Below are 23,800 nucleotides of genomic sequence, written 5' to 3'. Positions count from 1 at the left end.
AACACGATCCGCAGGACATCCGCATGCTCTACGCCATCACCACGCTCTTTCTTTGCCAACTGGCCGGTGAACTGCTCGTGCAGTGGCTGGGCCTGCCGATCCCGGGTCCGCTGATCGGCATGCTGCTGCTCTTCATCGTGCTGCTCGTTCGTGGCGGCGTGCCCGATGCGTTGAGCGAGACCTCGGGCCATCTGCTGCGCAACCTCATGCTGCTGTTCATCCCCGCCGTGACCGGGGTCATGCTGCATTTCGAGCGGGTAGGGCGCGAATGGCTTCCGTTCTTCGCGGCCGGCATCGTGGGGGCGGCCTTCACCATGACGGTGACCGCGCTCACCTTGCGCTGGATGATCCGCATCACGGGCAAGGACGCGGAATGAGCCCATCCCCGAAGCTTTCCGAAATCTGGGTCTTCCTGGCGCAGTCGCCGCTGCTGTGGCTGTCCATCACGCTGCTGGCCTACCTGGGCGCGCTGTGGCTGCACAGACGTAGCGGCGCCAACCCGGCAGTCAATCCGGTGCTGGTGTCGGTGATTGCGATCGTGAGCGTGCTGCTCGTCACGCACACGCCTTACGACACGTATTTCGAAGGCGCCAAGTTCGTGCACTTCCTGATCGGGCCGGCCACCGTGGCGCTCGCGGTGCCGCTTTACGGCCAGCTCGCGCGGCTGCGGCGCCTGTGGCTGCCGATCGGCGTGGCGCTGCTGGTGGGCTCGGTGGCTGCCATCGTGTCGGCCATCGGCATTGCCTGGGCGCTGGGCGGATCGCACGAACTGATGATGTCGCTCGCGCCCAAGTCGGCCACCATGCCGATCGCAATGGGCGTCGCCGAGAAGATCGGCGGGCTGCCGTCGCTTGCCGCGGTGGCGGCCGCCGTGGCGGGCATCTCTGGCGCCATCATGGCCACCGGCCTCCTGAACCTGCTGCGCATCGAAGAGCCCGCGGTGCGCGGCTTCTCGGTGGGCTTGGCGGCGCACGGCATCGGCACTGCGCGCGCCATCCAGGTGAACGAAACGGCGGGTGCATTCTCCGCGCTGGCCCTGGGGCTCAACGGCATCGCGACGGCGCTGCTGGTGCCGTTGCTGGTCAGGCTGATGGGCGTTTGAGGGCGTTCGCGGCCGATGGCCCCCTGACGCAAAATGGCGGCCACTATTTGCGCTGGAGAGCAAGGCATGGCCCAGTACACCGCAGAAATCCTCTGGCAGCGAGGCGAGCAGGACTTCCTCGGCAACACCTACAGCAGAAGGCATTCGATGCGCTTCGACGGCGGCGCGGAAGTGCCCGGCTCTTCGTCGCCGCACGTGGTGCCGCTGCCGTTTTCCGATGCGGCGGCGGTCGATCCCGAAGAAGCTTTCGTCGCTTCGCTGTCGAGCTGCCACATGCTGTGGTTTCTCACCATGGCAATGAAGCGCAAGTTCAACGTCGACCGCTACTTCGATGCGGCGAGCGGCATCATGGAAAAGAACGCCGAAGGCAGGCTCGCGATGACGGTGGTCACGCTCCGGCCCGAGGTCACGTTCTCGGGCGACAACCTGCCGACGCGCGAGCAGATCGAACACATGCACCACCGGGCGCACGAAGAGTGCTTCATTGCCAACTCAGTGAAGACCGAGGTGCGTTGCGAGCCGGTGTTCCCCGCCGCCGACTGAAGCGGCGGGCAGCGAACGAACTCATCGCCGCTGCAGCCTCGGGCTCTTCGCAAACAGTTCGGCCGCCCAGTCCACGAACGCCCGCACCTTCGCGCTCAGATGCCGGTTGGGCGGGTAGACCACGTGAATCGGCAACGGGTCGCGGTGCCATTCGGGCAGCACTTCGATCAGTTCGCCGCTTTCCAGAAGCGGCTCGGCCATGAAGGTGATGCACTGCGAGATTCCGAAGCCGCCAAGCACGGCCGCCATGTGGGCGTTGCTCTCATTCACCGACACGCGGTAGGGCCCGTTGAGCTCGATGGACTCGTCGCCCTTCTTGAACTCGTGTGGGTAAACGCGCCGCGTGCTGCCCGAAAAGTAGCTCACCACGTGGTGGCGCTTTTCAATGTCGTTGGGATGCTGCGGATGGCCATAGCGCTTGATGTACGCCGGGGACGCCACGGTCACGAAGTGCAGGGTGCCGATGCGGCGGGCCACCAGAGACTGGTCGCTGAGTTCGCCGGCCCGGATCACGCAGTCCACGTTGTCGGTGATGAGGTCGACCGTGCGGTCGCTCACGCCCAGGTCGACCTGGATCTCGGGATAGCGGTCGCAAAACGTGGCCAGCGCGGGCAGGATGATGAGCCGCGCCACCGAGGTGCCCACGTCGATACGCAGCCGTCCCGTCGGGTTCGCCTGCGCATTGGTCATGCTCGCTTCGATGTCGTCGAAGTCGTTCAAGAGGCGCGCCGCGCGCTCATAGTAGGCCGCACCGTCCGGCGTCACGGTCACGCGCCGGGTGGTGCGGTTGAGCAGCTTCACACGCAGGCGCGATTCCAGCGCCTGGATCTGCTTGGTGACCGTTCCCTTGGGCAGGGCGAGCGAGTCCGCCGCCCGGGTGAACGTGCCTGCTTCCACGACGCGGACAAAGATCCGCATTGCCTGGATTTGATCCATTGATGACTGTTCCTGGGAGCCCGGCCATGCCGGGAGGACGCGGATTCTCACACAAGGTGACAATCCCACAGCGTTTCCCGGATTGTTAGCGGTTTGGAAACAGAGTAGGGGCAGGTTGCCTGTTTAACCCCACACTGGCCGCCTTATATTTCGACTATCGCCAATCCTCCTGAGGTTGCCTCCATGTCACCCCGTCCGTCGTCCCGCTCTGCCGAAGCCGCTGCTCTCGCCGCGGCAGAAGGCGTGGAAGCCGATCTTTCGATCGAGCTGCCCGGCCGCGACCCCGTGGGCGCCCGGGTGTACGGACAACGCCCCCGGGGCGAAACCGTGCCGCTGGTGCTGCATTTCCATGGCGGCACCTTCATTTGCGGCAACCTGGACAACGGGCGCAACGTGGCCCGGCTTTTGGCCGGCGCGGGCGCGGTGGTGGTGTCGGTGGCTTATCCGCTGGCGCCCGAATCGCCGTTCCCCGAACCCATCGAAGTGGGCTATGCCGCGCTCGAGTGGCTCTACAAGCAGCGCGTGAAGATCGGCGGCAAAGGCGCGCAGGTGTACCTGGCCGGCGAGGAAGCCGGCGGCAACCTGGCGGCCGGCGTGGCGCTGATCGCCCGTGACCGGGCGCATCCACCGCTGGCGGGACAGATCCTGCTGTCGCCCATGCTCGACCCGTGCGCGGGCACGGCATCTCTGCGCAATGCCACCAACGACGAGGCCGAATGCCGCTGGGCCAAGGGCTGGGAAAAGTACCTGAGCTGCCCGTCCAACGCGATGCACCCCTACGCGGTGCCGAGCGGATCGCTCCGGCTGTCTTCCCTGGCACCCGCCCTGGTGCTGGTGGGCGCCGACGATGCGATGCGCGACGAGGCGATGACTTTTGCCGGGCGGCTGCGCGCGGCCGGCATCGACGTCACGAGCAGCGTGCTGCCCGGTGCCGCGAACTGGCCCAAGGCCCTGTACGACCCCGAGCCCTCGGGCTGCAAGGCATGCGAGGCCAGCGTGCAGCAGCATTTCCGCGAATTTTTCAGTGCCACCACGCCGCCTCCGGTAGCACTCAAGCCCAGCTAGGTGGGCCAGTCGCAGCAGCCTGGCTGACGCGCGACGCCACCCCTCGGCCCACCGGTAACCCCGGTCGTTTTCGAATTCCGCCTCCTGGTGCCACAAGCACCGGGGTGGCCTGTTGCATCCCAAAAAGTCATCGAGAAGGACGAATCATCATGTCGAACAACAATCAAAAACTGTCTTCCGTCGCCCGCAAGGGCCTGTGGCCCGCCGTGACCGGCCTCACCGCAGTGCTGGCCGTGGCCGCCGGGGTGCTGGGCATGCACAGCTTCAAGGCCGAGGCCACGGCGCCCGCCGCGGCGCCGCAGGGCACGCCGGTGTCGGTGGCGGCCGTGGCGTCGAGCGAGATCAACGCCTGGGACGAGTTCTCGGGCCGGCTGGAGGCGGTGCAGCGGGTGGACGTGCGTTCCCGCGTGGCGGGCGCCGTGCAGGCGGTGCACTTTCGCGAAGGCGCGCTGGTGAAGCAGGGCGACCTGCTGATCACCATCGACCCCGCACCGTACGCCGCCGAAGCGGAGCGAGCCGAAGCGCAGGTGGCATCGGCCCAGGCCCGCCAGGCGTTCAGCCGCAGCGAGCAGGAACGTGCCAAGCGCCTGTGGGACCAGCAAGCCATCGCCCAGCGCGAATATGACGAGCGCGTGAACGCCAGCCGCGAAGCCGATGCCAACCTCCGTGCCGCGCAAGCGTCGCTGCAGTCGGCGCGCCTGAACCTCGGCTATACGCAGGTGCGTGCGCCCGTGCCCGGCCGCATCGGCAAGCTCGAGGTGACCGTGGGCAACCTGGTGGCTGCCGGCCCCGGCGCGCCGGTGCTGACCACGCTGGTGTCGGTGAGCCCGATCTACGCGAGCTTCGATGCTGACGAGCAGGTGATCACGCGGGCGCTGAAAGACTTGCCGAGCGGCGCCAGCGCCCGCGGCCAGATCGAGAGCATTCCGGTGCAGATGGGCACCTCGGGCTTCGACGGAACGCCCTTCATCGGCAAGCTGCAGCTGATCGACAACCAGGTCGACGCCCGCAGCGGCACGGTGCGCGTGCGTGCCTCCTTCGACAACAAGGACGGCGCGCTCATCCCCGGCCAGTTCGCCCGCATCCGCATGGGCCAGGCACGCAGCGACTCCGCGTTGCTGGTGAGCGAACGCGCCATCGGCACCGATCAGAACAAGAAGTTCGTGCTGGTGGTGGGCGAGGACAACAAGGCGATGTACCGCGAAGTGACGCTCGGCGCATCGATCAACGGCCTGCGGGTCGTGAGCAAAGGCCTGAAGGCCGGCGATCGCGTGGTGGTCAACGGCCTGCAGCACATCCGCCCCGGCGCGCTGGTGGTGCCGCAGACCGTGACGATGGACGCCAAGGCCGATACCAAGCAACAACAACCGGAACGCGTCGCGGAAGCCGCGAAGTCCTGAACTCGGAGGGGAGCGCGTTTGCGCTCGCCGGAGAAACAACATGAATCTCTCTAAATTCTTCATCGACCGGCCGATCTTTGCCGGCGTGCTGTCGCTATTGATATTGATAGCCGGCCTGATCGCGCTGCGCGGGCTGCCGATCTCCGAATACCCGGAAGTGGCACCGCCCTCCGTGGTGGTGCGCGCCCAGTATCCGGGCGCCAACCCGAAGGTGATTGCCGAAACCGTTGCCACGCCGCTCGAAGAGCAGATCAACGGCGTCGAAGGCATGCTCTACATGGGCAGCCAGGCGACCACCGACGGCGTGATGACGCTGACGGTGACCTTCCGCCTCGGCACCGATCCCGACAAGGCACAGCAGCTTGTGCAGAACCGCGTCTCGCAAGCCGAGCCGCGCCTGCCGGAAGAAGTGCGCCGCCTCGGCATCACGACCGTCAAGAGCGCGCCTGACCTGACGATGGTGGTCCACCTCGTTTCGCCGAACGACCGCTACGACATCAACTACCTGCGCAACTACGCGGTGCTGAACGTGAAGGACCCGCTTGCGCGCATCGAAGGCGTGGGCCAGGTGCAGATCTTCGGCGGCGGCGACTACTCGATGCGCGTCTGGCTCGACCCGCAGAAGGTTGCGCAGCGCGGCCTCTCGGCCAGCGACGTGGTGGCTGCGATCCGCGGCCAGAACGTGCAGGCCGCCGCCGGCGTGGTCGGCGCTTCGCCGGGCCTCTCGGGCGTGGACATGCAGCTCTCGATCAATGCGCAAGGGCGCCTGCAGAGTGAAGAAGAGTTCGGCGACATCATCGTCAAGAGCGGCACCGACGGCGCCGTGACCCGCCTGCGCGACATCGGCCGCCTGGAAATGGGCGCCGCCGACTATTCGCTGCGTTCGCTCTTGAACAACGACCCGGCCGTCGGCATGGGCGTGTTCCAGGCGCCGGGCTCCAACGCGCTCGACATCTCGTCCAACGTTCGCAAGACGATGGCCGAGCTCAACAAGAACATGCCTGAAGGGCTGGAATACCGCATCGCCTACGACCCGACGCAGTTCGTGCGTGCGTCCATCGAATCGGTGATCCACACGCTGCTCGAAGCCATTGCGCTGGTGGTGCTGGTCGTGATCCTGTTCCTGCAGACGTGGCGCGCGTCGATCATTCCTTTGCTGGCCGTGCCGGTGTCGGTGATCGGTACCTTCGCGGTGCTGCACGTCCTCGGTTTCTCGATCAATGCGCTGAGCCTGTTCGGGCTGGTGCTGGCCATCGGCATCGTGGTGGACGACGCCATCGTGGTGGTGGAGAACGTCGAGCGGAACATCGAAGCCGGATTGACGCCACGTGAAGCCACTTACCGCGCGATGCGCGAAGTGTCCGGGCCCATCATCGCGATCGCGCTGGTGCTGGTGGCCGTGTTCGTTCCGCTGGCTTTCATCAGTGGTCTCACGGGCCAGTTCTACAAGCAGTTCGCGGTGACTATCGCGATCTCGACGGTGATCTCGGCCATCAACTCGCTCACGCTGTCGCCCGCGCTCGCCGCCTTGCTCCTGCGCAGCCACGATGCTCCCAAGGACGCGCTGACGCGCGGCATGGACAAGGCCTTCGGCTGGCTGTTCCGCGGCTTCAACAAGCTCTTCAGCCGCGGCTCTGAAGCCTACAGCGGCGGCGTCAAGAGCGTGATCTCGCGCAAGACGCTGATGCTGGTGATCTACCTCGCGCTGATCGGCGTGACCTTCGGTCTCTTCAAGGCGGTGCCCAGCGGCTTCGTGCCGGCGCAGGACAAGCAATACCTGATCGGTTTTGCCCAACTGCCCGACGGCGCCACGCTCGACCGCACCGACAACGTGATCCAGCGCATGGGCGAGATCATGAAGAAGAACCCGAACGTGGAAGACGCCATCGCCTTCCCGGGCCTGTCGATCAACGGCTTCACCAACAGCTCGAACTCGGGCATCGTGTTTGCCACGCTCAAGCCCTTCGACCAGCGCAAGCGCGCCGACCAGAGCGGCGGTGCGGTGGCCGGGCAGCTCAACGGCGCGTTCGCCAGCATCCAGGATGCGTTCATCGTGATGTTCCCGCCACCACCGGTGGCGGGCCTGGGCACCACGGGCGGCTTCAAGCTGCAGATCGAAGACCGCGCCTCGGTCGGCTACGACCAGATGGACGCGGCGGTGAAAGCCTTCATGGCCAAGGCATATGCCGCCCCCGAGCTCACGGGCATGTTCACGAGCTGGCAGGTCAACGTGCCGCAGCTGTATGCGGACATCGACCGCACCAAGGCGCGCCAGCTCGGCGTGCCGGTGACGGACATCTTCGACACCATGCAGATCTACCTCGGCAGCCTGTATGCGAACGACTTCAACAAGTTCGGCCGCACGTACAGCGTGCGCGTCCAGGCCGATGCGCCTTACCGCGCCCGTGCCGAAGACGTGGGCATGCTGAAGGTGCGCTCGACCTCGGGCGAGATGGTGCCGCTGGCCGCGCTGATGAAGGTCAACTCGACCTTCGGCCCGGAACGCGCCATGCGCTACAACGGCTACCTTGCAGCCGACATCAACGGCGGCCCGGCCCCGGGCTATTCGTCGGGCCAGGCGCAGGACGCGATCACCAAGATTGCGGCCGAGACGCTGCCCAAGGGCGTGAGCTTCGAGTGGACCGAGCTGACCTACCAGGAAATCCTGGCCGGCAACTCCGCCTTCCTGGTGTTCCCGCTGGCCATCCTGCTGGTGTTCCTGGTGCTTGCCGCGCAGTATGAAAGCCTGACGCTGCCGATCGCCATCATCCTGATCGTGCCCATGGGCATCCTGGCCGCGATGACGGGCGTATGGATATCGGGGGGTGACAACAACGTCTTCACGCAGATCGGGTTGATCGTGCTGGTGGGGCTGAGTGCGAAGAACGCGATCCTGATCGTGGAGTTCGCACGGGAGCTCGAGTTCGCCGGACGCACGCCCATCCAGGCCGCGATCGAAGCCAGCCGCCTGCGCCTGCGCCCCATCCTGATGACCTCGCTGGCTTTCGTGATGGGTGTGCTGCCCCTCGTGCTGTCGACCGGTGCGGGCTCGGAGATGCGCAAGGCCATGGGCGTGGCGGTGTTCGCCGGGATGATCGGCGTGACGGCCTTCGGCCTGTTCCTGACGCCGGTGTTCTATGTGCTGATGCGCCGTCTCGCGGGCAACCGCGCACTCAAGCTGCACGGCGATGTGCCGCACGGGGAAGACTTCGTCTCGGCGGCCCATCCGGCTGCGCCGTCCCACGGTGGTTCCGGCGGTGGCGGGCTGCATCCGGTGCCGGCCTCGCCGCGTCCTTCGCACGAGTCGCATGACTGATCGCACGGTCGATCAAGAAGAAAGTTCATCATCATGAAATTCGCATTTCAACCCTGGGCCCGTACCGCCTTGCTGCCGCTGGTGGCAGCCCTGGCGCTGGCCGGCTGCGCGACAGTGCCTTCCGGCGTGCCGGAGATCCAGACCACCGCCCAGTTCAAGGAGCAGGGCGCCGCGCCGCCCGCGGGCTGGACGCGTGCCGTGCCTTCCGAGGCACAGGCCCGCGGCGCCTGGTGGCTGGCGTTCAACGACCCGGTGCTCAATGCGCTGGTCGAGAAGGCCGACGTCAACAACAACAACATCCAGGCCGCCGCGGCCCGGCTGGCGGAAGCCCGCGCCCTGGCGCGCAGCACCAACGCCAACCGCATGCCGCAGATCGGCCTGAGCGCAGGTGCCAATCGCGGCGCGGGGCTCGACAAGGCCACGGCCAGCACCAGGCCGGCCACCATGACCAACATCGGCGCCACGTTCTCGTACGAGCTCGACCTGTTCGGCCGCCTCTCGGGCGCGAGCAATGCGGCCAAGCTCGATGCGGCGGGCCGCGAAGGGCTGCTGCAAAGCACGCGCCTCGCAGTGCAGGCCGAGGTGGCCCAGACCTATCTGCAACTGCGTGCGCTCGACGCCGAGCGCGCCCTGGTGCGCGAGCAGGTCGAGGCCTACCGCGACACGCTGCGCCTGACGCAGCGCAGGCAGCAGGCCGGCGACATCGCCGAGCTCGACGTGGCGCGCGTGCAGACCGAGGTGTCGTCCACCGAGTCAGACGCGCTCGCGCTCGACCGGCAGCGCGCCCAGGTCGAGCATGCGCTCGCGGTGCTGGTGGGCGATTCGGCCTCCAGCTTCGGCCTGCGTACCGACGACTGGGCCACCGCGCTGCCGTCCGTTCCGCCTGGCGTGCCGGCCACGGTGCTCTCGCGACGCCCGGACGTCTCGTCCGCGCAGAACGCGGTGCTTGCGGCGCAGGCCCGGGTGGGCGTGGCACAGGCGGCGTGGTTTCCGGACATTTCGCTGACCGGCGCGGCCGGCTATGCGTCGCCGGAGATCGGCGACCTGTTCAAGTGGTCGGCCCGTTCATGGGGCGTGGGTGCGCTGCTCTCGCTGCCGATCTTCGACGGCGGCCGCCGCGAAGCAGGTGTGCAGGGCGCCAATGCGCAGCTCGACGGCGCGCTCGCGAACTATCGCAACCAGGTGCTGGTGGCGTTCCAGGAGGTCGAAGACCAGCTGTCCGCCATCCGCATCCTGCAAGACCAGTCGACCGTGCAGGCGCAGGCCGTCACGTCGGCCCAGCGCGCGACCAGTTTGTCCGACACGCGCTACCGCAATGGCTACATCAGCCAGCTCGACCTGCTCGATGCACGCCGCAGCGAATTACGCAACCGGCGCCAGGCGCTGCAGGTGAAGTCGGCGCAGTACCAGGCGGCCGTGGGGCTGATCCGCGCCATCGGCGGCGGCTGGGAAGTGCCGCCCGCCACGGCACAGGCTCAGCCCGTAGGGGCTGCCACGCTGCAGACCGCGGCACGCTGAACACCAAAGGGGCGCAAGCCCCTTTTTCTTTGCCGCTCCGCGCTGCGGAAACGGCATGCGGCGGCAACGACAATAGCCGCATGACAACCCGATGCGTGATGGTTCTCGGCACGACCAGTGGCGCTGGCAAGAGCTGGCTGGTGACAGCGCTGTGCCGCTGGTATGCGCGGCAGGGCCTGAAGGTGGCGCCTTTCAAGGCGCAGAACATGAGCAATAACGCGCGCGTGGTCGACGGCGGCGAAATCGGCAGCGCGCAATATTTCCAGGCGCTGGCGGCGCGCGCCGTGCCCGACGTGCGCATGAACCCGCTGCTGCTCAAGCCCGAGCGCGACACCCACAGCCAGGTGGTGCTGATGGGTCAGGTGAGCGCGGAACTCACGGCCATGCCCTGGCGCGGGCGCAGCGAGCGCGTCTGGCCGCAAATTGCAGAGGCGTTCGATGCGCTGCGCGCCGAGAACGACGTGGTGGTGATCGAGGGCGCGGGCTCGCCGGCCGAGATCAACCTGATGGCGAGCGATATCGTCAACCTGCGCGTGGCCCGCCATGCGGATGCCCGCTGCCTGCTGGTGACAGACATCGACCGCGGCGGCGCCTTCGCACATCTCTACGGCACCTGGGCATTGATGCCCGAGACCGACCGTGCATTGCTGCGCGGGTTCGTGCTCAACAAGTTTCGCGGTGATGCCTCGTTGCTGGCCCCGGCCCCGCAGCAACTGCAGGCACTGACCGGCATCGCCACCGTCGCGACGCTGCCGATGTGGTGGCAGCACGGCCTGCCGGAGGAAGACGGCGTGTTCGACGATCGAAGCCGCTCGAGCGGCATCGTCACGCGCACGGTGGCTGTGGTGGCGTACCCGCGCATCAGCAATCTCGACGAGTTCCAGCCGCTCAAGAACGTGCCCGGCGTGCGCCTGGTCTGGGCGCGCACGCCGGCGGACGCGGCTGGCGCCGACTGGATCGTGCTGCCAGGCTCCAAGCACACCAGCGGCGACTTGGCATGGCTGCGCGCGCAGGGGCTGGACAGCGCCATTGCCGCGCACGCGGCCGCCGGCGGCGCCGTGCTGGGCGTCTGCGGCGGCTTGCAGATGCTGGGCGAGGCGCTGGTCGATCCGCACGGCATCGACGGCAATGCGCCCGGCCTGGGCCTGCTGCCGCTGGTGACCGTGTTCGAGCGCGAGAAAACCGTGCGCCACCGGGCCGCCGTCTTTGGCGAACTGGGCGGCGAATGGGCTGCGCTTTCGAACGTGTCGGTCGCAGGCTACGAAATTCATCACGGCCAGACCGCGATTCACCCGCAGATGGCGCAGGAGGGCCGTGCCGTGATGCCCGAGGGGCTGGCATGGCAGAACGCGCGCGGCAATGTGCTGGGCCTCTACCTGCACGGCTTGTTCGAAGATGCGGCCGCGCTGCACGCGCTCTTCGGCGCCGCGGCCCCCACGCTCGATTCCACCTTCGACGGCCTGGCCGATTTCATTGACACCCACTTCGAGGCCGGCGTACTGCAAGGCCTGATCGCATGACCGACAACGACACCATTCCCTCCATCTCCGACATTCACGACGACACGCTTGCGGCACGCCTGCAAAGCGCGCTGGACAACAAGACCAAGCCGCTCGGCGCGCTCGGCCGCCTCGAAAACCTGGCCCTGCGTATCGGCCTGATCCTGGGCAGCGAAACGCCTCTGCTCGAAGCACCGCAGATGCTGGTGTGCGCGGGCGACCATGGCCTCGCGGCGCGCGGTGTCTCGGCGTTTCCGAGCGACGTGACCTGGCAGATGGTCGAGAACTTCCTCGCGGGCGGGGCGGCCGTGAGCGTGCTGGCACGCCAGCACGGACTCGCATTAACGGTGGTTGATTGCGGTGTGCGGCGCGACTTTCAGGCGCGCCCGGGCCTGGTGTCGCGGCGAATCGCCGCCGGCACCGCCGATGCATCAGCGGTGCCGGCCATGACGGCCGCGCAATGCGCCGAGGCCATTGCCAACGGCCGCGACGTGGTGCAGGTGCTGCCCGGCAATGCTTTGCTGCTGGGCGAGATGGGCATCGGCAACAGCTCGGCGGCGGCGATGCTGCTCGCGCGGCTGTCGGGGCTCGATATCGATGCCTGCACCGGCTCCGGCACCGGGCTCGACGCCGCGGGACTCGCGCGCAAGCGCACGGTGCTGCGCGAAGTGCTGGCGCTGCATGCATCGGCGGTTTCGCCGCTGGATGCTTTGGCTGCATTCGGCGGCTTCGAAATCGCCACCCTGGTCGGCGCGGTGCTGCAGGCGGCGCAGGAACGCCGGGTGATCGTGGTCGACGGCTTCATTGCGAGTGCCGCGGTGCTCGTTGCACAGGCACTGCAGCCGCATGTGGTGCAGCGCTGCGTGGCGGCGCACAGCTCGGCGGAACCCGGGCACGCGCTGCTGCTGAAGCACCTCGGACTGGAGCCCTTGCTGAACCTGGACCTGCGCCTTGGCGAAGGCTCGGGTGGGGCGCTGGCCTGGCCGCTGCTCGAATCGGCCTGCCGCATCCTGCGCGAAATGGCGAGCTTCGAGGCGGCGGGCGTGTCGCGCAAGGACGCCTGAACTCGATGAACGGTGTTCGCCACTACCTGCTGGCCCTGCAGTTCTTCACGCGCGTGCCGGTAACCGGCCGGCTTGCCGAATGGGTCGGGTTCAGTCCGACGATGCTGCGTGCGAGCGCGGCGCATTTTCCCGGCGTCGGCTGGCTGGTGGGTGGCGTTGGCGCGGCCGTTTTCGTGCTCGCACTGCAGGGCTTGCCGGGCACGGCCGGTGCGCTGGCCGCGGCGCTGCTGAGCATGGCCGCGACGGTGCTGCTCACCGGCGCGTTTCATGAAGACGGGCTCGCCGACGTGGCCGACGGGCTGGGCGGAGCGTCCGACCGGAGCCGCGCGCTGGAGATCATGAAGGATTCGCGCATCGGTGCCTTCGGCGCCATTGCGCTGGTGCTGGCACTCGGGCTCAAGGCCGCGCTGCTCGCGTCGATGGCGGGGCAGGGCGCGCTGGCGCTGGCAGCTGCCATCGCCAGCGCGCACGTGCTTTCGCGGCTGGCGCCGCTGTTCCTGATTCGCTGGTTGCCCTACGTGGGCGATGCCGGCGCGAGCAAGGCCAAGCCGCTGGCCGATGCAATCGGCGGTGGTGCCTTGCTGGTTGGCGTGCTCTGGTCGGTGCCTGCTGCCGGGCTGGTGCTGCTGACGCAGGGCCCCGCGAGAACGCTCGCCGTGGCGGTGGCATGCGCTCTTGCGGCGCTGGTGATGGCGCGCATGTTCCGGCGCCGGCTGCAGGGGTTCACCGGCGACGGGCTCGGTGCGACGCAGCAGGTGTGCGAGCTTGCGATCTATCTTGCGCTGGCGTGGCAGGCATGAAGCTGTGGCTGGTGCGCCATGCTGAGACCGACGCCGCGCCGGGCCTTTGCTACGGCAGGGCGGACGTGGGCGTGCCGGCCGGAGCATCGCTGGCGGTGGCGCACGCGGTGGTGTCCGGCATACCGGAAGGCATCGCGCTGGTCCACTCGCCCTTGCGGCGTTGTGCCGAGTTGGCACAGGCCATCGGCACGCTGCGCCCCGATCTCGTGATGCGGGCCGATGCGCGCTTGGTCGAAATGGATTTCGGCGCCTGGGAAGGCCGGCCCTGGTCGTCCATCGCTCGCACCGAGTTCGACGCGTGGACCTGCAATTTCGCCGAGGGGCTTCCGGGCGGCCACGGCGAAAGCACGGCGCGCTTTCTGCAACGCACGGGCGCTGCCTTCGACGATTGGCGCGTGTCGGGGCAAGACGCGGTGTGGGTCACGCATGCAGGCGTGATGCGCGCCGTGCAACTGCTGCACCGCGGCGTGCGGCGCGTCGACGACGCCACGCAATGGCCGTCGGCGCCCATTGACTACGGGGCATGCCAGCTGATCGAATGCGGCTGATGGAAAGCGACAAGGCGGTCTGCCGCCGTCACCGCGATGCCGAACCCCTCCACGAACGAACGCCTGTACATACGCCTCGACGGCGACCCCTTGCACGGGCCGGAGGCCGACATGCCCGCGGGAACGTTGTGCGCCTTTCCGGTTGCGGCACCGCTCGCGGCGCATGTCGCGCACATTCTTCTCTACAGGGAAGCGCTGCCCGAAGGCCATGAGGTTGTCGAGCGCGTGCTGCCCGATGGGGCGGTGCGCCTTGTCTTCAATCTGGGCGATGCGCCGTCGGCGGACGAAAGCGCCGGGCAAGCTGTCGAGGCCCTGGGCGCTTCCGCAGCCCCGGTCCTGGTGCGCCTCCGCCGAAAGATGGAAGGACTGTCGGTAACCCTGCGCCCCGGCGCGGCCGCGGCCCTGTTGGGAATGCCGGCCAGCGAGATCGCCGGCACCGCCGTGCACCTGGACGAACTGTGGCACGGCCGTGGTGCCGAACTGCTGGAGCGCATGGCTGGGCAGCCGGACGACGCCTCGCGCGTGTCGGTGCTCTGCGCCGCACTGCAGCGGCAACTGGCCGATGGCGATGCCACCGTTCACCCGGCCGCGATGCGCGCGGCGCAACTCATTGCGGCGTCGGGGGGACGGCGTCCGCTGCGCGAGGTGGCGGCGGCCGTCGGGCTCGGCGAGCGGCGGCTGCAGCAGGTCTTTCAGCAGCAGGTGGGGTTGCCGCCCCGTGCCTGGAGCCGGCTCGCGCGGTTGCATGCCTGCCTGCGCGCCTTGCGCCTGCAGCGCGCGCCCGCCTGGGCGAGCCTTGCGCTGGACGGTGGTTTCTATGACCAATCGCACCTGGTCAACGAGTTCCAGGCGCTCTGCGGTCTCACGCCGACGGAGTTTCTGGGCCGCGCGATTTCGGGTTCTTCCAAGACGGCGGGTTGAGGCGGCCTTACTGTCGCTTCGAACTCGGAACGAAAGGAAAAAACCAATGCATGCCGAAAACAATGACCAGCCGTTGAAAGGCCATGTGGCCGTGGTGACCGGCGCCAGCCGCGGTGCCGGCCGCGGCATCGCGGTGGAACTCGGCGCCGCGGGCGCCACCGTGTATGTCACGGGGCGAAGCACGCGGGAGCAGCCGGCGACCACCTACGGCCAGTTGCTCGCCCTCTCGGAGCTCGAAGCCCTGCCGGGCAGCATCGACGAAACCGCCGACGAAGTCACCCGCCTCGGCGGACGCGGCATTGCGGTGCGCTGCGATCACACGCACGAAGACGAGGTGAAGCAGCTCTTTGCGCAGGTGCAGCGCGAGCAGGGCCGTGTCGATCTGCTCGTCAACAACGCGTGGGGCGGCCACGAGACTTTCACCGGCGTGTTCGAGGCGCCGTTCTGGGAGCATCCGCTTTCCAACTGGGACTCGATGTTCGACCGCGGCGTGCGCAACCACCTGCTGGCCAGCAGGTGCGCCGCGCCGATCATGGTGTCGCAGAAGAGCGGGCTCGTCGTGACCACCACCTTCTGGGACCGCGGCAACTACCTGCGTGGCAACCTGTTCTATGACCTCGCCAAGTCCGCCATGACGCGGCTGGCCTTCGGCATGGCGCAGGAGCTGCGTCCGCACGGCGTCGCTTCGCTTGCGGTGTCGCCGGGCTGGATGCGAACCGAGTTCGTGCTGGCCGGCCACAAGACCGACGAGGCACATTGGCACGAGCGCCCGGCGCTGGCGCGGACCGAGTCGCCGCGCTATCTCGGCCGCGCCGTCGCTGCGCTGGCGGGCGATTCGCGGGTGCTGGAGAAGAGCGGCGGCGTGCATCGCGTGGCCGACCTGGCGCGCGAGTACGGCTTTACCGACATCGACGGCCGGCAGGTCGAGGCGTTCGAGATGTAGCCGGAGAACAGGCGAGGCTCGGGCCGGGTTCAGGCCGACTTGGGCCGCGGCGTCTTCGGTTTGTAGTCGCAGTAGGGCGCCACCGCGCATTCCCAGCATTTCGGCGTGCGTGCCACGCAGATGTAGCGCCCATGCAGGATGAGCCAGTGGTGCGCATGCAGGCGAAACTCGAAAGGCACCCGCTTCTCGAGCTTGAGCTCCACTTCGAGCGGCGTCTTGCCCGGCGCGAGCCCGGTGCGGTTGCCGACGCGGAAGATGTGCGTGTCGACCGCGATGGTGGCCTCGCCGAACGCGACGTTGAGCACCACGTTGGCGGTCTTGCGGCCGACCCCCGGCAGTGCCTCGAGTTCGGCGCGCGTGCGCGGCACTTCGCCGCCATGCAGTTCCACCAGCATGCGGCAGGTCTCGATCAGGTGCTTGGCCTTGCTGCGGTAAAGCCCGATGGTCTTGATGTATTCCTCCAGGCCTTCCACCCCCAGCCGGAGGATCGCCTGCGGCGTGTTCGCCACCGGAAAAAGCTTGCGCGTCGCCTTGTTCACGCCCACGTCGGTGGCTTGCGCCGAGAGCAGCACGGCGGCCAGCAGTTCGAACGGCGTGGCGTATTCGAGCTCGGTTTCGGGGGTGGGATTGGCCGCCTGCAGGGTGGCGAAGAAGAGGGGAATGTTGTCTTTTTTCATGGGGTCCGGGAAACGCAGCGCTCGTCGGCCATGCCGGGCAGGGGCGCGATAGACGCAATATATCGTTGAAAGGCGATAGCCTTACGCAGCTTTATTGCCCGCGGCTTTCGCGACAATGGCGTCCAGAAAGTGAGAACCTCCATGCAATTCGCTTCCCGCCTCGACAACGTCGAAACCTCCGCCATCCGCGAACTCTTCAAACTCCTGGGCAAGCCCGGGATCATCAGCTTTGCAGGCGGGTTCCCCGACAGCGCCATGTTCGACGTCGAGGGCTTGAAGGAGGCGAGCAACAAGGCACTGACCGAAGAACCCGGCGGCGCGCTGCAATACGGCGCCACCGAAGGCTACGAGCCGCTGCGCACCCAGCTCAGCGCCTTCATGAAGACCAAGGGCGTCGACGTGGACCCCAGCGGCCTGATCGTCACCACCGGTAGCCAGCAGGCGCTCGACCTGCTGGGCAAGACCATGATCTCGCCCGGCGACAAGGTGATCGTCGAAGGCCCGACCTTCCTGGCCACGATCCAGTGCTTTCGCCTGTATGGCGCGCAGCTCATCAGCGCGCCCATCGACGCCAACGGCGTGAAGACCGACGAGCTCGAAAAACTCATTGCCGAGCACAAGCCCAAGTTCGTCTACCTGATTCCCACCTTCGGCAACCCGAGCGGCGCCATGCTGACGCTGGAGCGCCGCAAGAAGGTGCTCGAGCTGGCGGTCAAGTACCAGACGCTGATCGTCGAGGACGACCCCTACGGCGACCTTTACTTCGGCGAGGCCCCGCCGCCTTCGATCCTGGCTCTGAGCAAGGACGTGCCGGGCAGCCGCGAATTGCTGGCGCACTGCGGCAGCCTGAGCAAGGTGCTGAGCCCGGGGCTGCGCATCGGCTGGATGATCGCGCCCGCCGAACTGCTGGCCAAGGCGACCATGTGCAAGCAGTTCAGCGATGCGCACACCAGCACCTTTGCCCAGGCCACGGCCGCGCAATACCTCAAGAGCGGCCGCATGCCCGGCACGCTGGCGCATGTGCGCGAGGTGTACGGCCAGCGCGCGCAGGCCATGGGCGCGGCGCTCAAGCGCGAGCTGGGCGACGCCGTGAGCTTCACGCAGCCGCAGGGCGGCCTGTTCTTCTGGGCCCGCCTCACGGGCGCCAACGGCAAGCTGGCCGATGCGGGCGAACTGGCAAAGCGCGCCATCGAGCAGCTCGTGGCCTTCGTGCCCGGAGCGCCGTTCTATGCCGAGAAGCCCGACATGGCGACGCTGCGGTTGAGCTTTGCGACGGCGGATGTGGCGAAGATCGAAGAGGGCGTGAAGCGCCTCGGCCAAGCCCTGTAGTCTTCGTAGTCTTCGCTCAGGGCGAGCGGTGCAGCCGCGGCGCCGCCAGCAGCGCCAGGTTCTCCGCAATGGCCGCATCCACGTTCGGATGACGGCCTTTCATTTTCGATAGCGTCATGATCGTCTGAAGCGCCTTCAGGTCCTTGACCGAGGGCGCGACCTTGATCTGCGCGATGGCCGCCGATGCATTGCCACCGTTGACCAATGCCATTACCTTGCTTGCCCAGTCGTTTGCGCGCGCCATGTCGTTCACCTGTTTTCCGTTGAGCCGCCGACTGTACACAGGACAGCCGGGTGGCATTGGTTACCATCACCCATGAGAAAAACCTTTCAGCTTCAGGTCGAGGGCAAGCACCCCGACCGTCTCCTCGAAGCCATCAAGCACGAGATCCGCAAGTACATCAAGCGCGAGCGGCGCCGCGTCCTGCCCGAAGGCAGCGACTTCTGGGACTTCGATTGCAAGTTCGGCAACTCGGCGGAAACCGCCGAAACCGTACATCTTTCGGCCATCACGGGCCTGATCGACGGCGTCGTCAAGGACGCCGGCAAGCAGTTCCATGTCGAGATCCTGGCCAAGCCCGGCAAGCGCGCACCGCGCCCGGCCGGGGAGCGGGCGGAAGAACCACCCGAGGAAATCTAGCCCTTCAGATCAGCGCCTGGGCCAGTTGAAGGCCGTGGCGCTGCTCCGCGTCCTGCAGCGAACGCGCGATCGACGGATGCAGGCGCACTCCGTTCTTCGATTGCGCTTCGCGGCGCTTCAAGCCGCCTTCTCCGGGCAGCCGCACCGGCTTCGCAGGATCGATGGGCGTGTTGGTGCGGCACTGCGCCGCCACGTGGTCCATCTGGCGCAGAAAAGCTTCCTTGCCGCCGAACGCATGCAGATCGTGCAGCGTGACGTGGACCGTCGCGCCCCAGCCTTCGGGCGGATCGGCCCGTCCGTGGCCCGCGAGGCCGGCCGTCAGCGTCTCGACCAGCAGCGCCATGCCGTAACCCTTGTGGCCGTGGCTCAGGCCTCCGACGGGCAGCAGCGTGCCGGGCGGCTGGTCGAACAGCACCTGCGGGTTGTTGGTCGGCTTGCCGGCCGCATCGATCAGCCATTCCTCGGCAAAGGTCTCGCCAGCCGCGCGCTTGCGGTTGCTCATTCCGTTGGTGGTGATGGAGGCCGAGATGTCGACCATCACGCCGCCCTGCGACAGCGGAAAGCCCATGGCCAGCGGATTCGGCGTGAACACGGCCTGCGTGCCGCCGAAGGGCGCGACGCTGGCCGCATTGGGGTCGGAGCACGCCAGCAGCATCAGCATGTCTTCCTGCAGTGCACGCAGCATGTAGACCGCGAGACAGGCGATGTGGTGGCTGCGGCGGATCACGAGCGAGGCGGTGCCGAGCTCGCGCGCACGCGGCAGCAGCAGGTCCAGGCCCTGGTCCATGAGCCAGGGGCCGGGCAGGCGCTTGCCGTCCCACAGCACGGCCGCCGGGCGGTCCGACAGCACCTCGGGCGAACCGTCGCGCGTCATGCCGCCCGATTCGATTTCCTTCACATAGCCGGCCAGCAGGGCGAGGCCGTGCGTGTCGTGGCCCAGCAGGTCGCCTTCGACCAGCGTGCGGGCGACGCTGTCGGCCATCGATGCAGCGAGGCCGGCCTTCTGCAGCAATGCGCTGCCGTAGTCTCTGAGTGCGTCAGCGCTGTAGAGCGGGGTGGTGTCGTCGTTCATTTCAGGATCTCCAGCACTCTGTCGAGGCCGCCTTCGTTGATCGCCACCATGGCCTGCTCACGCACCTTCGGCTTGGCGTGATACGCCACCGAGAGGCCGGCTTCACCCATCATCGGCAGGTCGTTGGCGCCGTCGCCCACGGCGATGGCCTCTTGCGGCGAAATGCCCATGAGCGATGCGACTTCGAGCAGCGTTCGGCGCTTTTCGGCACCGTCGCAGATGTCGCCCCAGCTTTGCTGCACCACCTGGCCGGTAAGGCGGCCGTCGGCTTCGTCCAGCAGGTTGGAACGCGCGAAGTCGATGCCCAGGCGGTCTTTCACGCGGTTGGCAAAGAAGGTGAAGCCGCCCGAGACCAGCAGCACCTTGAGGCCCGCCGCCTTGCACGCTGCCACCAGTTCGGCCGCGCCCGGATTGAGCTTCAGGCGCTCGTCGTACACCTGCTGCAGCGCCTCGACCGGCACGCCCTTCAGCAGTGCCACGCGGCGGCGCAGGCTTTCCTTGAAGTCCTTGATCTCGCCGCGCATCGTGGCTTCGGTGATGGCGGCCACCTCGGCCTTCTTGCCGACGGCATCGGCGATCTCGTCGATGCATTCGATGTTGATCAGCGTCGAGTCCATGTCGAACGCGATCAGCTTGAAATCGGCCAGCGCCAGCGGCGGCTTCACGCGCTGGACGACGAGGCCGGGAGAAATTTCGATGGCGTTCATGCGGGAACAGTTTCCTTGACGATGGGTTGGCCGAGGCTGCGCAATACGTCGCGCACCATTTGCGCACGCTCCTTCGGTTCCTTGAGTTCGCGCTCGATGCGCAGCTTTTCGTTGCCCGCGAGCTTGATGTGCTTGTTCTTCTGGATCAGGTGAATGATGGCCATCGAATCGACCGGCGGGTCTTTCTTGAAGGTGATGTGGATCACGCCCGGCGCCGCATCGACCTTGACCACGCCGTAAGGCCGCGCCAGCACGCGCAGCCGGTGCGTGTCGATCAGCGTCTGCGCCTGCGGCGGCAGCTTGCCGAAGCGGTCGACGATTTCTTCCAGCAGCGTGTCGATCTGGTCGGGTGTCTTGGCGGTGGCCAGCTTCTTGTAGAACGACAGGCGCAGATGCACGTCGCCGCAGTAGTCGTCGGGCAGCAGGGCGGGGGCATGCAGGTTGATCTCGGTCGTGACCGACAGCGGCGCGAGCAGGTCGGGCTCCTGTCCGGCCTTGAGCGCGCGCACGGCTTCGCTCAGCATCTCGTTGTAGAGCTGGAAGCCGATCTCCATCATGTTGCCGCTCTGGTTCTCGCCCAGCACTTCGCCAGTGCCGCGCATCTCCAGGTCGTGCATCGCAAGGTAGAAGCCCGAGCCCAGTTCTTCCATCTGCTGGATGGCGTCCAGCCGCTGCGCCGCCTGCTTGGTGAGGCCCTCGGTGTCCGGCACCATCAGGTACGCATAGGCCTGGTGGTGCGATCGTCCGACGCGGCCGCGCAGCTGGTGCAGCTGCGCCAGGCCGAACTTGTCGGCGCGGCTCATCACGATGGTGTTGGCGGTCGGCACGTCGATGCCGGTCTCGATGATGGTCGAGCACAGCAAGAGGTTGTAGCGCTGCGCCACGAAGTCGCGCATCACGCGTTCCAGCTCGCGTTCGGGCATCTGGCCATGGGCCACGGCAATGCGGGCCTCGGGAAGAATCTCTTCGAGCTTCTGGCGCCGGTTCTCGATGGTCTCGACCTCGTTGTGCAGGAAGTAGACCTGCCCGCCGCGCTTCAATTCGCGCAGCACGGCTTCGCGGATCACGCCGGTGCCCTCGTTGCGCACGAAGGTCTTGATGGCCAGGCGCCGCTGCGGCGCGGTGGCAATCACGCTCAGGTCGCGCAGGCCTTCGAGCGCCATGCCCAGCGTGCGCGGAATGGGCGTGGCCGTGAGCGTGAGCACGTCGACCTCGGCCCGCATGGCCTTCATCGCCTCCTTGTGGCGCACGCCGAAGCGGTGCTCCTCGTCGATGATGAGCAGGCCCAGGTTCTTGAACTTGATCGACGGCGACAGCAACTTGTGCGTGCCGACCACGATGTCGACCGTGCCTTCGGCCAGGCCCTTGGCCGCCGCGGTAATTTCCTTGGCCGAACGGAAGCGGCTCATTTCCGCCACCTTGACCGGCCACTTGGCGAAGCGGTCGACCAGCGTCTGGTAGTGCTGCTCGGCCAGCAGCGTGGTGGGCGCGAGAAACGCCACCTGCTTGCCGCCGGTGATGGCGATGAACGCCGCGCGCAGGGCGACTTCGGTCTTGCCGAAACCCACGTCGCCGCAGACCAGCCGGTCCATCGGCTGCGGCGAGATCATGTCCTGCACCACGGCGTGGATCGCGGCCTTCTGGTCGGCCGTTTCCTGGAAGCCGAAGTCGTTGGCGAACACCTCGTAGTCGGCGGCCGAATAGCGGAACGCATGGCCCTGGCGCGCGGCGCGGCGCGCGTAGATGTTGAGCAGTTCGGCGGCGGAGTCGCGCACCTGTTCGGCGGCCTTGCGCTTGGCCTTTTCCCATTGGCCGGAGCCCAGCCTGTGCAGCGGAGCCTCGTCGGCGCTGACGCCGGTGTAGCGGCTGATCTGGTGCAACTGCGAAACGGGCACGTAGAGTGTGGCCTTGTCGGCGTACTCCAGGTGCAGCATTTCCTGCAGCAGCGGCTTGCCTTCGGCGTCGGTGCCCTGGCCCAGGTCCATGTGGATCAGGCCGCGGTAGCGGCCGATGCCGTGGGCGGTGTGGACCACCGGGTCGCCCACGTTCAGCTCGGAAAGGTCCTTGATCAGCGCCTCGACGTCGCTGACCTGTTCCTGCTTCTTGTTGCGGCGGCGGGTGGTGGGCGCGGTGGCGAAGAGCTCGGTCTCGGTGACGAGGTCGATGCCCTGTTCGCGCCATGCGAAGCCCGAGGCCAGCGCGGCGGTGGCGATGCCGATTTTTTCGTCGGTCGATGCCTCGAACTCGGCCAGCGAGTCGAAAGCCGGCGGGCTCACGCCGCTGGCGCGCAGGAAGTCGAGCAGGCTTTCGCGCCGGCCTTCGCTTTCGGCAATCAGCAGCACCCGGTGCGGGGTTGCCTTGATGTGGGCCTTGAGGCCGACCAGCGGGTCTTCGGCGCCGCGCACCACCGCGAACGACGGGAGCCTGTCGAACTCGGCGTAAGGCGTTTCGGTGGCGATGTCGCCTCGAATGGCGAGCTGCGCATGCGGCTTGGCGCGTTGGTAGAACTGCTCGGCATTGAGGAACAGCGCCTCGGGCGGCAGCGCCGGGCGCTCTGGGTCGCCGCGCACCAGGCGGAAGCGCTCATTGGTGTCTTGCCAGAAATGCTGGAACGCGGGTTCGAGATCGCCATGCAGCACCACGGTGGCGTCGGGACCGAAGTAGTCGAACACCGTGGCCGTCTCGTCGAAGAACAGCGGCAGGTAGTACTCGATGCCGGCGGTGGCCACGCCGTTGCCCATGTCCTTGTAGATGCGGCTCTTGGTCGGATCGCCCTCGAGCAGCTCGCGCCAGCGGCTGCGAAAGCGCGCGCGGGCGTCGTCGTCCATCGGGAACTCGCGGCCCGGCAGCAGGCGCACCTCGGGAACGGGGTAGAGGCTGCGCTGGGTGTCGGGGTCGAAGGTGCGGATGGAGTCGATCTCGTCGTCGAACAGGTCGACGCGAAAGGGCACCGGCGAGCCCATGGGAAACAGGTCGATGAGGCCGCCGCGCACCGCGTATTCGCCCGGGCTCACCACCTGCGTCACATGGCTGTAGCCGGCCAGCGTGAGCTGGGCCTTGAGCTTCGATTCCTCGAGCTTCTGCTTGGCCTTGAAGTGAAAGGTGTAGCCGGCCAGGAAGGCCGGCGGCGCCAGCCGGTAGAGCGCGGTGGTGGCGGGCACCAGCACCACGTCGGCCTCCTTCTGGCTGATGCGCCAGAGCGTGGCGAGCCGCTCGCTGATCAGGTCCTGGTGCGGGGAAAAGCTGTCGTAGGGCAGCGTTTCCCAGTCAGGGAACAGGGCGCAGCGCAAGTCGGGCGCGAAGAACGCGATCTCGTCGATCAGGCGCTGGGCGTCGTTGGCGTCCGCCGTGAACACCGCGGTGGCGCGGCCCGCGGCCTTTTCGCGCATGCCCAGCTGCGCCAGCAGCAGCGCATCGGCCGACAAGGGAGGACGCGGCAGCGTGAATCGCTTGCCCGCCGTGAGGTGGGGGAGGTCCATGGAACGCCTAGGGTCTGTTCACACTATGCAAGGGGTCGCGTTGCTTCACAAAGGGGCTGGCTGCAAGGCGCCCGCGCGCAGCAAGGCTCGCGCCTTGCAAGCGCGGGCAACGCCGCAGACGGCCCCTTTGCGAAGCAACCCGGAGGGAAGCTCGCCACAGCCCGCCCTTCGGCGTTGCGTTCCTTGTGCGTGCAGACGCACGCACGGCGTCACGCGCCTTGATGGGCGGGCTGTGGCGAGC

Annotated in this window: 21 protein-coding genes; 15 read left to right on the top strand and 6 right to left on the bottom strand. The window is 67.4% G+C overall.

Translation table 11 applies throughout. The annotated features are described in order from the left end of the window. The first annotated feature begins 23 nt into the window (after positions 1-23). From ACJ7Z0_RS05080 to ACJ7Z0_RS05070, 3 genes are all read left to right on the top strand, one after another. Positions 24-377 (top strand): CidA/LrgA family protein, encoded by a 354-nt coding sequence (locus ACJ7Z0_RS05080; protein WP_434788951.1) that lies wholly within the window; start codon positions 24-26, stop codon positions 375-377. Then, positions 374-1,102, top strand: a complete 729-nt coding sequence (locus ACJ7Z0_RS05075; protein WP_434788950.1) for an LrgB family protein — start codon at positions 374-376, stop codon at positions 1,100-1,102. Before ACJ7Z0_RS05080 ends, ACJ7Z0_RS05075 begins: the two co-directional genes overlap by 4 nt. Before the next feature lie 66 nt (positions 1,103-1,168). Then, positions 1,169-1,645, top strand: coding sequence for an OsmC family protein (locus ACJ7Z0_RS05070; RefSeq protein ID WP_434788949.1), 477 nt, complete (start codon positions 1,169-1,171; stop codon positions 1,643-1,645). A gap of 21 nt (positions 1,646-1,666) precedes the next feature. Here ACJ7Z0_RS05070 and ACJ7Z0_RS05065 read toward each other — a convergent pair whose 3' ends face one another. Then, positions 1,667-2,581: a LysR family transcriptional regulator gene (locus ACJ7Z0_RS05065; protein WP_434788948.1), complete on the bottom strand. Its 915-nt coding sequence runs from the start codon at positions 2,579-2,581 to the stop codon at positions 1,667-1,669. Positions 2,582-2,764: 183 nt separating this feature from the next. Between ACJ7Z0_RS05065 and ACJ7Z0_RS05060 the strand changes: the two genes are divergently transcribed. The 10 genes from ACJ7Z0_RS05060 (at position 2,765) to ACJ7Z0_RS05015 (ending at position 15,655) form a co-directional block, all read left to right on the top strand. Further along, the gene (locus ACJ7Z0_RS05060; protein WP_434788947.1) at positions 2,765-3,646 is read left to right on the top strand and encodes an alpha/beta hydrolase; all 882 of its coding nucleotides are present in this window, start codon (positions 2,765-2,767) and stop codon (positions 3,644-3,646) included. A 149-nt stretch (positions 3,647-3,795) separates the two neighbouring features. After that, on the top strand, positions 3,796-5,046 hold the full coding sequence (locus ACJ7Z0_RS05055; RefSeq protein ID WP_431131824.1) for an efflux RND transporter periplasmic adaptor subunit: 1,251 nt from the start codon (positions 3,796-3,798) through the stop codon (positions 5,044-5,046). Between the two features lie 40 nt (positions 5,047-5,086). Then, positions 5,087-8,362 carry an efflux RND transporter permease subunit gene (locus tag ACJ7Z0_RS05050; protein WP_434788946.1) on the top strand — a complete coding sequence of 1,092 codons (3,276 nt, stop codon included), beginning with the start codon at positions 5,087-5,089 and terminating at the stop codon, positions 8,360-8,362. A 33-nt stretch (positions 8,363-8,395) separates the two neighbouring features. Further along, complete coding sequence (locus ACJ7Z0_RS05045; RefSeq protein WP_434788945.1) at positions 8,396-9,880, top strand: efflux transporter outer membrane subunit; 1,485 nt, start codon at positions 8,396-8,398, stop codon at positions 9,878-9,880. A gap of 80 nt (positions 9,881-9,960) precedes the next feature. Then, complete coding sequence (locus ACJ7Z0_RS05040) at positions 9,961-11,400, top strand: cobyric acid synthase (protein WP_434788944.1); 1,440 nt, start codon at positions 9,961-9,963, stop codon at positions 11,398-11,400. Beyond that, positions 11,397-12,443 (top strand): nicotinate-nucleotide--dimethylbenzimidazole phosphoribosyltransferase, encoded by a 1,047-nt coding sequence (cobT, locus tag ACJ7Z0_RS05035; protein ID WP_434788943.1) that lies wholly within the window; start codon positions 11,397-11,399, stop codon positions 12,441-12,443. The genes ACJ7Z0_RS05040 and cobT overlap by 4 nt, the downstream gene beginning before the upstream one ends. Before the next feature lie 5 nt (positions 12,444-12,448). Then, positions 12,449-13,243, top strand: a complete 795-nt coding sequence (locus ACJ7Z0_RS05030) for an adenosylcobinamide-GDP ribazoletransferase (protein WP_434788942.1) — start codon at positions 12,449-12,451, stop codon at positions 13,241-13,243. Continuing rightward, positions 13,240-13,791 carry a histidine phosphatase family protein gene (locus ACJ7Z0_RS05025; protein WP_434788941.1) on the top strand — a complete coding sequence of 184 codons (552 nt, stop codon included), beginning with the start codon at positions 13,240-13,242 and terminating at the stop codon, positions 13,789-13,791. Before ACJ7Z0_RS05030 ends, ACJ7Z0_RS05025 begins: the two co-directional genes overlap by 4 nt. 36 nt (positions 13,792-13,827) lie before the next feature. Beyond that, on the top strand, positions 13,828-14,712 hold the full coding sequence (locus ACJ7Z0_RS05020; RefSeq protein ID WP_434788940.1) for a helix-turn-helix domain-containing protein: 885 nt from the start codon (positions 13,828-13,830) through the stop codon (positions 14,710-14,712). Positions 14,713-14,758: 46 nt separating this feature from the next. Next, positions 14,759-15,655 (top strand): SDR family NAD(P)-dependent oxidoreductase, encoded by an 897-nt coding sequence (locus tag ACJ7Z0_RS05015; protein WP_434788939.1) that lies wholly within the window; start codon positions 14,759-14,761, stop codon positions 15,653-15,655. Positions 15,656-15,684: 29 nt separating this feature from the next. Here ACJ7Z0_RS05015 and nth read toward each other — a convergent pair whose 3' ends face one another. Then, positions 15,685-16,332, bottom strand: coding sequence for an endonuclease III (gene nth, locus ACJ7Z0_RS05010; protein ID WP_055796645.1), 648 nt, complete (start codon positions 16,330-16,332; stop codon positions 15,685-15,687). A gap of 141 nt (positions 16,333-16,473) precedes the next feature. Between nth and ACJ7Z0_RS05005 the strand changes: the two genes are divergently transcribed. After that, positions 16,474-17,661, top strand: coding sequence for an aminotransferase-like domain-containing protein (locus tag ACJ7Z0_RS05005; RefSeq protein WP_431131807.1), 1,188 nt, complete (start codon positions 16,474-16,476; stop codon positions 17,659-17,661). Positions 17,662-17,677: 16 nt separating this feature from the next. On the opposite strand, the gene ACJ7Z0_RS05000 is transcribed toward ACJ7Z0_RS05005, so the two are convergent. Continuing rightward, positions 17,678-17,905, bottom strand: a complete 228-nt coding sequence (locus ACJ7Z0_RS05000; protein ID WP_055796651.1) for a hypothetical protein — start codon at positions 17,903-17,905, stop codon at positions 17,678-17,680. 72 nt (positions 17,906-17,977) lie between these two features. On the opposite strand from ACJ7Z0_RS05000, the gene ACJ7Z0_RS04995 reads away from it, so the two are divergent. Further along, a complete protein-coding gene (locus ACJ7Z0_RS04995) occupies positions 17,978-18,301 on the top strand; it encodes a DUF6172 family protein (protein WP_434788938.1) in 324 nt (107 codons plus the stop codon). 4 nt (positions 18,302-18,305) lie between these two features. Here the strand turns inward: ACJ7Z0_RS04995 and ACJ7Z0_RS04990 are convergent, their stop codons facing one another. The 3 genes from ACJ7Z0_RS04990 to mfd are packed head-to-tail and all read right to left on the bottom strand — an operon-like array spanning position 18,306 to position 23,559. Further along, a complete protein-coding gene (locus ACJ7Z0_RS04990) occupies positions 18,306-19,373 on the bottom strand; it encodes an Ldh family oxidoreductase (protein ID WP_434788937.1) in 1,068 nt (355 codons plus the stop codon). Further along, positions 19,370-20,080, bottom strand: a complete 711-nt coding sequence (gene serB / locus ACJ7Z0_RS04985; protein ID WP_434788936.1) for a phosphoserine phosphatase SerB — start codon at positions 20,078-20,080, stop codon at positions 19,370-19,372. Before serB ends, ACJ7Z0_RS04990 begins: the two co-directional genes overlap by 4 nt. Beyond that, positions 20,077-23,559, bottom strand: a complete 3,483-nt coding sequence (gene mfd, locus ACJ7Z0_RS04980) for a transcription-repair coupling factor (protein WP_434788935.1) — start codon at positions 23,557-23,559, stop codon at positions 20,077-20,079. The genes serB and mfd overlap by 4 nt, the downstream gene beginning before the upstream one ends. Between the last annotated feature and the right edge of the window lie 241 nt (positions 23,560-23,800).

It is taken from the genome of Variovorax palleresanus (genome assembly GCF_051144945.1).
GTDB classification, from domain to species: Bacteria; Pseudomonadota; Gammaproteobacteria; order Burkholderiales; family Burkholderiaceae_C; genus Variovorax; species Variovorax paradoxus_S.
This window is presented reverse-complemented; position numbering and strand designations above follow the sequence as displayed.